Source organism: Calidithermus terrae, assembly GCF_003574345.1.
Taxonomy (GTDB): domain Bacteria; phylum Deinococcota; class Deinococci; order Deinococcales; family Thermaceae; genus Calidithermus; species Calidithermus chliarophilus.
This window is the reverse complement of the sequence record NZ_QXDL01000157.1, coordinates 1-10,009: the sequence shown is the minus strand read 5'-3', so window position 1 is coordinate 10,009 and position 10,009 is coordinate 1. Positions and strand designations below refer to the sequence as shown.

General features: G+C 72.8%; 6 protein-coding genes and 1 pseudogene. 3 read left to right on the top strand and 4 right to left on the bottom strand.

Annotated features, from left to right (window positions below):
* Window position 1 precedes the first annotated feature (1 nt).
* Window positions 2-463 carry a ComF family protein gene (locus Mterra_RS15500; protein ID WP_245971655.1) on the top strand — a complete coding sequence of 154 codons (462 nt, stop codon included), beginning with the start codon at window positions 2-4 and terminating at the stop codon, window positions 461-463.
* Between the two features lie 48 nt (window positions 464-511).
* Window positions 512-925, top strand: coding sequence for a DUF4258 domain-containing protein (locus Mterra_RS15495; RefSeq protein WP_119315995.1), 414 nt, complete (start codon window positions 512-514; stop codon window positions 923-925).
* 15 nt (window positions 926-940) lie between these two features.
* Here Mterra_RS15495 and queA read toward each other — a convergent pair whose 3' ends face one another.
* Window positions 941-1,975 (bottom strand): tRNA preQ1(34) S-adenosylmethionine ribosyltransferase-isomerase QueA, encoded by a 1,035-nt coding sequence (gene queA, locus Mterra_RS15490; RefSeq protein WP_245971654.1) that lies wholly within the window; start codon window positions 1,973-1,975, stop codon window positions 941-943.
* 67 nt (window positions 1,976-2,042) lie between these two features.
* The gene (locus Mterra_RS15485; RefSeq protein ID WP_119315993.1) at window positions 2,043-3,833 is read right to left on the bottom strand and encodes a S8 family serine peptidase; all 1,791 of its coding nucleotides are present in this window, start codon (window positions 3,831-3,833) and stop codon (window positions 2,043-2,045) included.
* A gap of 103 nt (window positions 3,834-3,936) precedes the next feature.
* Here Mterra_RS15485 and Mterra_RS23480 point away from each other — a divergent pair, with 103 nt between their 5' ends.
* Entirely contained in the window at window positions 3,937-6,417 is a 2,481-nt protein-coding gene (locus Mterra_RS23480; protein ID WP_119315992.1) for an AfsR/SARP family transcriptional regulator, read from the top strand.
* Window positions 6,418-6,426: 9 nt separating this feature from the next.
* Here Mterra_RS23480 and Mterra_RS15475 read toward each other — a convergent pair whose 3' ends face one another.
* Together Mterra_RS15475 and Mterra_RS15470 are read right to left on the bottom strand one after the other, a co-directional pair.
* Complete coding sequence (locus tag Mterra_RS15475; protein WP_119315991.1) at window positions 6,427-6,987, bottom strand: LabA-like NYN domain-containing protein; 561 nt, start codon at window positions 6,985-6,987, stop codon at window positions 6,427-6,429.
* A gap of 72 nt (window positions 6,988-7,059) precedes the next feature.
* Window positions 7,060-9,702: pseudogene (locus tag Mterra_RS15470) on the bottom strand (phosphoenolpyruvate carboxylase).
* Window positions 9,703-10,009 lie beyond the last annotated feature (307 nt).

Here is a 10,009-nt window from a genome sequence, read left to right as displayed (position 1 = left end):
GGTGGTGCGGGCGCTCAAGTACGGCGGCAAGCGCGACCTGCTCGAGGCCGTCGTCCCGCCCCTGGCGGCGGGGGTGCGGCAGACGGGGTGGAGCCTGCACGGGGTGACGGCGGTGCCTACCCTGCCCCACCGAAGGCTGGCACGGGGCTACAACCAGGCCGAGCTGTTGGGGCGGGCGCTGGCGAGGGCGCTCGAGCTCCCCTACCGCGAGGCCCTGACCCGCCCGCGCTACGCCCCCTCGCAGACCCGGCGGCGCCTCAGCGAGCGCGGCGAACTGCCCGAGGACACCTTCAGGGCCCGGGCGCCGCTGGAGGGCCGCTGGCTGCTCGTGGACGACGTGATCACCAGCGGCAGCACCTACCGCCGGGCGCGGGCGGCGCTGCTGGAGGCCGGGGCGCAGAAGGTCTACGGGGCCTGCATTGGCGTGCGGAATCCCAATGTTCTCAGGGACGTGTGGCTATAATGCCCGCAACCCCGACGCTGTTCGCGTTGGCGGCTTTACAGGAGGTGGGTGGTGAAAGGTGCGAAGATTCGCAGGCTCGAGGAGCTGATCTCCCACCTCAAGGAAGGCCGCTACCGGATCGGGCCCCACGTCGCCAAGCACATGGTCCAGGAAGGCTTCACCGAGCTGGACGTGGTGCAGGCGGCGCAGTGGGGCCGTGAGCTGGCCGTCTACCCCGAGGACCAGCGCATGCTGGTGCTGGGCTACATGGCCTTCCCGCCGCGGCTGCGGCTGCCGCTGCACGTGGTGCTGGAGTACGCCCAGCCCCGCTGGGTGGACATCGTGACCGCCTTCATCCCCCGCGAGCCGCACCGGGTGTACTCCAGGGCCCGCGTGGCGGCGCTGGTGCGCTTCGACGGCGAGGTGGAGAAGGTGCGCTGGGTGAGGCCCCGCTTCCTCACCGACGACCAGATCCCCCGCTAGCAGACGCTCTAGGCCCTACAGGATCAGCATCGCGTCGCCCAGGCTGTAGAAGCGGTAGCGCTCCTCGACGGCGGTGCGGTAGGCCTGCATCGTCAGGTCGTAGCCCGCGAAGGCCGAGACCAGCATCAAGAGCGTGGACTTGGGCAGGTGGAAGTTGGTGATGAGCGCGTCCACGGCGCGGAAGGCGAAGCCGGGGCGGATGAAGAGCCGGGTCTCGCCCCCGCCCGCCCGGAGCCCCTGGCCCTGCCAGGCCGACTCGAGCGTGCGGACCACCGTCGTCCCCACCGCGACCACCCGGCGGCCCTCGGCCTTGGCGCGGCCCACGGCCTCGGCAGTCTCGAGCGGCACCTCGTAGGGCTCGGCGTGCATGGTGTGGCGGTCGGGGTCGTCCTTGACCGGCTTGAAGGTGCCGGGGCCCACGTGCAGCGTGACGTAGCGGGTCTCGACGCCCGTGGCGCGGATGCGCTCGAGCAGCCCCGGCGTGAAGTGCAGGCCCGCGGTGGGGGCCGCCACCGAGCCCGGCGTGCGGGCGTAGACGGTCTGGTAGCGCCGGGGGTCTACGGAGGCGTGGATGTAGGGCGGCAGCGGGGTCTGGCCCAGGGCCTCGAGGTGCTCCCAGACGTTGCCGGAGAAGCGCAGCACGCGGGTCCCGTCCTCCTCGACGGCGATGACCTCGGCCCCCAGGCCGTCGGCGAAGCGCAGCCCGCCCTTGGCCCGCTTGGCGGGCTTGAGCATGGCCTCCCAGACGCTCCCGCGCCCCTCGGCCATCCCCTCGGGGGACAGCTCCCGCACCAGCAGCACCTCGACCGGGGTGCCCTGGGGGTTGGTGGCGAAGAGCCGCGCCGGGATGACCTTGCTCTGGTTGAGCACCAGCACGTCGCCGGGGCGCAGGTACTCCACCACGTCGCGGAAGACGCGGTGCTCGAGCCGCCCGCCCGCGCGGTGCAGCACCATCAGCCGCGAGGCGTCGCGGGGCTCGGCGCCCTGCTGGGCGATGAGTTCGGGGGGCAGGTGGTAGTCGAAGTTCTCCAGGGTATAGCTCGCGCCCACGCCCCCCAACATAGCAGAACCCGGGGGCGGCCAGTTCGCCCCCGGGCCAGGAGGAGGGACGGCAGGGCTACTGCCGGACCAGCTTGTCGCCTTCGGCCACGCCCTCGTAGGTCGTGGGGGTGTTGAGGTAGCCCTCGAGCACCACCTTCCAGCTCCCCGCCTGCGGGTTGGGGATGCTCACGGCCTCGCCGCTCGAGGCGCCCTGGGCGCTGGAGCCCATCAGCCGCCCGTCGGGGGCGTAGACGTAGAGGTCGAGGTCGAGGGCGGGGTTGCCCCAGTCGGTGCGGACGTGCAGCGCGGTGTAGCCCGCGGGCACGCTCACGGTGTACTCGTGCTGGCTCTTGGTCGCGCAGCCCACCAGCGGGGCGCAGGCGGCGGCCCCCACCGTCCCGCTCCAGGCGCTGAGGGTGTCGGTGGTGAGGGTGTAGCGGTTGGGGTTGGACTTCACCGCCAGACGGACCGCCTCGTAGGCGTCGAGGTAGCCCGCGCCCACCTCCCACAGCTCGCGCCGCTTCACGGTGAAGCCGTCGGCCTGGTAGTACATCGGGCGGGCGGTCTTGGACATCATCTCCAGCGCCCCCTCCAGGCGCAGCTTGGGGTTGGCCTCGAGCATCAGCGCCAGGGTGCCCGAGACGTGGGGGGTCGCCATGGAGGTGCCGCTGATGCTGCTGTAGAAGGCCCCGTAGAGCGGGTCGCCGGTGTAGGGCGGGGTCACGGCGCCGGTCTTGGCGCGGGCCGCGATGATGCTCACGCCGGGGGCGGTGATGTCGGGGTGGTGCAGGGCGTCGCCGGGCACGCCGCGGCTGGAGAAGTCGGCCAGGAAGCCCCTCTTGTCGCCCGCCGCCACCGAGATCACGCAGGGCGAGGCCGAGTAGGGGTTGAGGGTGTCGGGGTCGGGGCCGTCGTTGCCCGCGGCGAAGACCACCAGCACGCCGAGGTCGTAGGCCCGCTTGCTGGCGAGGGCGATGGCGTTGTAGGGGTCGAAGCGCCGCCCGGAGGTGCCCCAGGAGTTCGAGATGACCCGCACGTTGTACTTCTCGCGGATCTCCGGCTTGAGGGCGAAGTCGAAGCCCTGCAGGGCGTAGAGGATGGAGATGCCGTCGCCGGTGCCGATGCCCAGCAGGGTCGCGCCGGGGGCCACGCCGGTGTACTTGCCCTGCGAGGCCGTGCCCAGCCCGGCGATGGTGCCCGCGACGTGGGTGCCGTGGCCGCTGGTGAGGTCGGTGTTGTCGAGGTCGGCGTAGAGGTAGCCGCCCACCGGGGTGTCGGTGATGGGGCCGACGATCTTGACGTTGCGGCCCACGTTCTTGCCCAGCACCAAGTCGGGGTGGGTGGCGTCGATGCCCGAGTCGATCACGGCCACGCCCACGCCCTTGCCCGACAGGCCGAAGGCGGCGCGCGCCCGGTCGGCGCCGATGAAACCGACGCTGGTGTTGAGGAAGAACTTCAGGGGCTCGTCCTGCTCGATGGAGACCAGGCCGGCCGGCTCGAGCGCCGCCTTGATCCGCTGCACGAGCTCCTGGGTGATGAGGGTCTTGACCGCGACGACGGGGAGGTTCTCGAACACGCCCAGCCCGTTGCCCGCCGTCAGGCCGAGGTTGGCGTCGATCCAGTCGATGGCACGGGCCTTGGAGGCGTCCTCGAGGAAGCCGAGGATCAGCGTGCCCACGCTGCCGTAGCGCAGGTTGCTCGAGACCTGTGCGCCGGAGGGCGCGCTGGCGTAGAGGGCCTGGCACTGCGTGAGCGAGGTGCGGCTGGACTGCTTGGGGGCCTTGGGCCCCGCCTCGCCGGCCGTCCCGCCGCAGGCGACCAGAATACCCGTGAGAACTAGGCTTGCCGCGAATTGCCAACTCTTCATGCGCGATTGACCTCCTCTGGCTGTGTTTTCAACCTACGCGCTTCCCCTCAAAAATTGCTCAAACTCCCGGTAAAAATCCGCTGAGAAGGTTAAGCTTTAGCTAATGCTCCCCACGCGCCTGCGCTCCCGCCTCGAGCACGCCCCGCGGCTGGTGGTGGCGCCGGTGGCCCTGGGCTTCGGGCAGGCGGAGCTGGCCGAGTGGGCCAGGGCGTCCGGGCGGCGGGCCGGGCCCGACCTCGAGGCCCTGCGCGGCTGCGCGGCCCTGTGGCTGCCCCGCTCGCGCCGCGAAGCCCAGCACGCGGGCGGGTGGGCGCTGGAGGACACGCTGTTCCTGAGCGAGGCCGAGCTCACCTGGAGCCTCGAGGAGTGGGAGCAGCAGCTCCCGCAGGCGAGCGCCGAGTTCCGGCGCTCGAGCTTCGAGGCCGCCGGCGGCTGGCCGGAGGGGCTGCGGCTGTGCCGGCAGCTCCAGGAGGCCGCGCCGCAGGACCTGGCCGGCCACCCTTTGGTGCAGGCCCACCTGCGGCGGCTGGTCCCCGCGCCCGACCTCGCCGCCCTCGAGCGCCTCGCCCGCCTCCCCCTGATCGTCCCGGAGCTCGCGGAAGCTCCCCAGGCCGAGGTGGCCGACCTGTACGACCGGGGCTACCTCTACCGGCAGGGCGGCGCCCTCGCCCTGCCCCGGCTGCTCCAGCAGGCCCTGGCCCCTCACCCCGACCCGGGCCTGAGCCGGGAGCTGGCCCGCCGCCTCCGGGAGCAGGGCGAGCGGGACCTGGCCCTCGAGGCCCTGCGCCGCGCCCGGCTGTGGCCGGAGTACCTGGAGTCGCTGGCCCACACGCTGCAGGCCCAGACCCCCGAGGGCGAGCTGCGGCGCCTCTTGGCCCCGGTGCCCGAGGCCCTGCACGGCCACCCGGCCTTCCTCTACCTGGTGGGCCTGCTCGAGCGCGTCCGGGGCGAGCTGGGCGGGGCCAACCGCTGCTACCAGGCCGCCTTCGCCCGCGCCGAGGGCGAGCTGCGCGGCCGTATCGGCAACGCCCGGGCGGTAGTCCTGGCGATGCTGGGCCGCCCGGAGGAGGCCCTGCAGACCCTCGAGAGCGTGGCCCCCGACACCCTCAACGCACGGCTGCAGGGCGAGATCCAGCACAACCGCGCGGGGCTGCTGCTCGAGGCCCGGCGCTACGCCGAGGCCGAGGCCAGCCTCAAGCAGGCCATCGCCGCCTTCCGCGAGGCCGGGGAGTACCGGCTCGAGGCCCGCTCGGCCCACCTGCTGGCCCTCTTCTACCACGAGCGCGGCCTGCTCACCGAGGCCCGGCGGCGCTACCAGGAGGCCCTGGACCTGCTGGCCCACCTCGGCCAGCCCACCGGGCTGGTGCGGGTCAACCTGGCCGAGACCCTGCTGCTCCAGGGCGAGGCCCCCGCCGCCGAGGCCCAGCTCGACAGCGCCCAGGCCGAGGCCGAGCCCGCGGGCCAGCAGCGGGTGCTCGGCTACGTGCGGGTGAACCGGGCGCTCGCGGCGCTGCTGCGCGGCCAGCGCGAGCCGGCCCGGGCCCTCCTGGAGGACGTCCTGCGCCAGCCCGACCTCGAGGTGCGGCTGCGGGCCGAGGCCGAGCTGCTCCTGGCCCGCCTCCTGCGGCTGGAGGGCCAGCCGGAGGCCGCCGTGGGCCACGCCGAGGCCGCCCTGCCGGTGGGCCTGCGGGCCGAGCTCGAGCTCGCCCTGCTGGGGGAGCGAAGCCTGGACTCGCTGGTCGGGCGGGCGCGGGCCGAGGAGGCCCGGCTCGAGCTCGCCCTCGCCCTGCTGCACCGCGGCCGGCCCGAGGACCTCCGCGAAGCCCTCGACCTCATCCTCACCCAGCAGTACCGGGCGCTGCTCGACGACCCCGACCTCGCCGCCCGGCTGGCGCCCCTGGCCGCGAAGGACCCCGCCCTGCGGGCCTTGTTCCCGCTGGAGCTCAGCACCTTCGGCCCCTGCACCCTGCGCTTTTTGGGCCGCACCTACACCGAAGCCGCCTTCCCCACCCGCAAGAGCCTGGCCCTGCTGATCCGGCTGGCCCTGGCCGACGGCCCCCAGCGGCGGGAGGCCCTGGCCGAGCTGTTCTGGGCCGACGCCGGCAACCCCGTGGGCAGCCTTCAGACCGCCATCTACCACCTCAACCGCACGCTGGGCCAGAAGGTGGTGGAGGGCGGCCGGGGCATCCTCGAGCTCGCCTTCCCCGTGCGGCTCGACCTCACCGCCTTCGAGCGGGCCGCCCAGGAGGCGCTGCGCCTGCCCTCCAGCCTCCAGCCCCCGGCCCTGCGCAAAGCCCTCGAGCTCGCCCAGGGCGAACCGCTCGCCAGCTTCCCGGAGTGGTTCGCCGAGGAGCGCGCGGCCGCCGAGGCCCTGCGCGCGCGGCTGCTGCGGCGGTTGGTCGAGCTCACGGCCGCCGAGAACCCCCAGGCCGCCATCGAGCACCTCCAGGCCCTCGTGCGCCTGGAGCCCTACGACCTCGAGGCCCGCCGCCAGCTCATCCGGCTCTACCGCTCGGCGGGCGAGGGCGAACTGGCCCGGCGGGAGGAGGAGCGGCTACAGCAGCTCGAGCGGGAGCTCGGCTGAGGCCCGGCGCTACTTCTCGCTCGTGCTGGGCACCGGGCGCTCGCGGTTGGGCATGAAGGGGTCGGGGATGTCGGGCAGGTGCACGAAGCGGTCCACGGCGTCGATGAGGCGCTGGGCGGTGGTCTCCTTGAAGGCGATCACCTCCACGCGGATGCCGCGCTCCATCAGGACTTCCACGATGTCAACGAAGTCGCCGTCGCCCGAGCCCAGCACCACCACGTCGAGGGTGTGCATCAGGCGCACCATGTCGGCGGCGATGCCCATGTCCCAATTGCCCTCGTAGATGGGCTTGCCCTCGTCGGTGGTCTCCTTGACGTGCAGGTTCATGCGGCGCACGCGGTAGCCGATGGTGCTGAGCTTGTAGATGAACGGCCACGCCGAGGTGTCGCCCTCGCGCTCGACCACGTAGGCCGTGGCCCGCATCAGGTGCCGCTGGGAGGTGGCGTACCTCAGCAGGCTCTCGAAGTTGACGTTCTTGTCGTAGTAGTCGCGCGCCGAGTGGTACAGGTTTTGGGTGTCCACAAACAGCCCCACGCGCTGGGCGGGGCTCCAACCCGGAAAATTGTTCATGCGTTGGCTCCTCTAAAAAAGTCGGGGGTGCTCCCCCCGCCATTATGCCAAAGGCAGACGGGCTTGGGGAGGTTACCCCGCGTTGCGCAGCCCGGCGGCGATCCCCAGCAGCGAGAAGAGCAGGGCCCGCTCGAGCCCCGTGCGCTCGGGCGCCTCCGGCGGGGTCTGGCGGTAGCGGGCCAGCAGCTCGACCTGCACGTAGCTGATGGGGTCTACGTAGGGGTTGCGCAGCTCGGTCTGGCGGGCCAGGATGGGGCGGTTGTGCAGCAGGGGGCCCTCGAAGGTCTCCTCCAGCAGCCCCCGCGCCTCCTCGAAGGCCGCGGCGATGCCGGGGAAGAAGCCCTGGGCGAGGGGGGGCGGCACCAGGCGCAGGTACTCCTGGGCGATGCCGAGGTCGGCGACCGACATGGCCTGGGCGGCGGCCTCGAGGGTGCTCTTGAAGAAGGGCCACTCGCGGTACATCGCGCGGCGCAGCTCGGGCTCGATGGCCCGCAGGCCCGCCTGCAGGCCGTACCAGCCGGGGAGCAGCAGCCGGACCTGCGTCCAGGACATCACCCAGGGGATGGCCCGCAGGTCCTTGATCTCGCGCACCCGGCCCGAGCGGTAGACCGGGCGGCTGGCGATGTTGAGCGCGGCGATCTCGCGGATGGGCGTGAGGTGCTCGTAGAACTCGAAGAAGCCGGGGCGGGCCAGCAGCTCGCGGTAGGCCCGCGTGGAGACCTCGGCGGCGTGCTCGAGCGCCTCGCGCCACTCGGGCCTCACCGGCGCCTCCCCGCCGTAGGCGTCGCGGGCGGCGGCCAGGCCCAGGTGGTAGAGCAGTTGCTCGAGGTTGCGGTAGGCCAGGTCGGGGTGGCTGTAGCGGTCGGCCAGGGCCTCGCCCTGCTCGGTCAGGCGCATGCGGGTGCCCACCGTGCCCGGCGGCAGGCTCGCCAGCGCCCGGCCCGCGCTGCCCCCGCCCCGCGCGGTGCTGGTGCCGCGCCCGTGGAAGAAGCTCACCCGCACCCCGTGCCGCGCCGCCGCCTCGGCGATGGCCTCCTGCGCCCGGTAGAGCGCCCAGTTGGCCGCCAGGAAGCCCGCGTCCTTGTTGGAGTCGGAGTAGCCGATCATGATCTCGAGCACCCCCCGCCCCCGGGCGTGGGCCTGGAACACCGGGTTGTGCAGCAGCTCGTCCACCACCCGCGGCGCGGCCTGCAGGTCGGCCAGGGTCTCGAAGAGGGGCACCACGTCGAAGGGCAGGGCCTTGCCCACCCGGTAGAGCCCCGCCTCGCGGGCGAGGGTGAAGACCTCGAGCAGGTCGCTGGGGTGGTGGGTCATGCTCACCACGTAGGCCCCCCGCCCGCTGGCCCCGGTGGGCTACAAGCCCCAGGGCCGGGCCTTGCAGGTGGCGTTGGGCTCCCTGGCGGTCTGGAAGGCGCGGGCGGGGGGCTCGAGGGCGGCGTAGTCCTCCTCCACCCCGGCGGTGCGCAAGAGCTCGGCCACCGCCTCGGTGTGCTGGCGCGACTCCTCGCGCAGGTCCAGCGCCACCAGCTCGAGGCCCAGCGCCTCGGCCCGCAGCCGCAGCGGGCGCACGGTGCGGCGGGCGGCGGTCCTGAGCCCGACCTGCTTCATGCCCTGTTCGGCCTGTTTGAGGTCGAGCAGCCACTCGCCGGGCAGCTTGTAGCCCTCGCCCGGCTGCTCGCCCAGGCTGGCCCGCAGCTTGTAGCGCAGGCTCATCAGGTAACGGCGGTAGCTCTCGCCGCCGAAGCGGTCGGGGAGGCCCAGTTGCCGCACCGCGTGTTCGGCCCCCTCGCGCACCTCGCGGGGCACCGGCAGGCGCTCGTCGGAGAGGGAGAGGTCGCGGATGAGGGCGTCCACCTCGTCCACGTAGCGGCGCAGCAGCAGCTCGCGGGCGTAGCCCTGGGCCCAGGCGGTGGTGTCGGGGGTGACGTTGGGGTTGCCGTCGCGGTCGCCGCCGATCCAGGAGCGGAAGACGATGGGCACGCCCAGCTCGGGGCGCTGGCCGTACTCGGCCTCCACGGCGGCCTCGAGGCCCTCGACCAGCCGCGGCAGCACCTGCCAGAGCGTGGTGGGGAGGTAGTAGAGCCCGCCCTTCACCTCGTCCTGCACGGTGGGGCGGCTGCGGCGCAGCTCGAGGGTGCCCCACAGCAGCGCGGCGCGGGCCTGGATGTCCTCCTCGACCGCCTCGCCGCGCTCGAGGGCCTCCAGCAGCCGCTCGGCCTCGGCCAGGTGATGCCGCACGGTGCGGCGGCGGGTCTCGGTGGGGTGGGCGGTGAAGGTCAGGTGCAGCCGCAGCCGGCTCAACAGGTCGCTGGCCTGCTCGAAGCTCAGGCCCTGCGCCTTGAGCTGCTTCACCAGCGCCCGGAAGGACTCCGAGCGGGGCTTGTCGGGGGCGGAAGCCTGCTCCCTCGAGCGGTTGACCCGCACCCGGTGCCGCTCCTCGGCCAGGTTGACCAGGTGGAAGTAGGTCGAGAAGGCCCGCACCAGGCCCTCGAGGTTGCCGAGGCTCAGCCGGGCGATGAGGTCGCGCACCTTCTGCCGGGCCTCGGCGTCGCCGGGCTGCTGGCGCAGGTGCTTGCTGAGCGCGCGAACGTCCTCCTCGAGGTCCAGAAGTTGCTGCCCCGAAAGGTCCACGATGGCCTTGCCCAGCGCCCGGCCCAGCAAATCCACCTCGCGCTTGAGCTGGTCGTACAGCGGATCAACGACGGGCTGAATCATAGGGAACGGTCGCCCGAGGGCAACTTGGGCATAAGTTTACACGGTTTGGTGTACCAAAATGCGGGGGGGAGCTGGGATTGAGGGCGGTGGATATCAGCTTTCAGCGGGGAAAGATCGAGGGCGGGGACGGGGGCCCGCCCCTACGTCATGCGGTCAGTTCGGCGTTGGGCGTTTTGCGTAGGGCGTACGACGCAGGACGTACGACCCGCGCCCGGCGTCCGGCGTTCGGCCATCGGCGTTCGACGTTCGACGTTCGGCTATCGGCGTTCGGCGCCCCAGCTACCCCAGCTCCACCTCCCCCCTGAAC

Bases quoted from the DNA above. Each gene is read 5' to 3' on its own strand.
- Mterra_RS15485 (WP_119315993.1), bottom strand. From the start codon at position 3,833: ATGAAGAGTTGGCAATTCGCGGCAAGCCTAGTTCTCACGGGTATTCTG.
- Mterra_RS23480 (WP_119315992.1), top strand. From the start codon at position 3,937: ATGCTCCCCACGCGCCTGCGCTCCCGCCTCGAGCACGCCCCGCGGCTG.
- Mterra_RS15475 (WP_119315991.1), bottom strand. From the start codon at position 6,987: ATGAACAATTTTCCGGGTTGGAGCCCCGCCCAGCGCGTGGGGCTGTTT.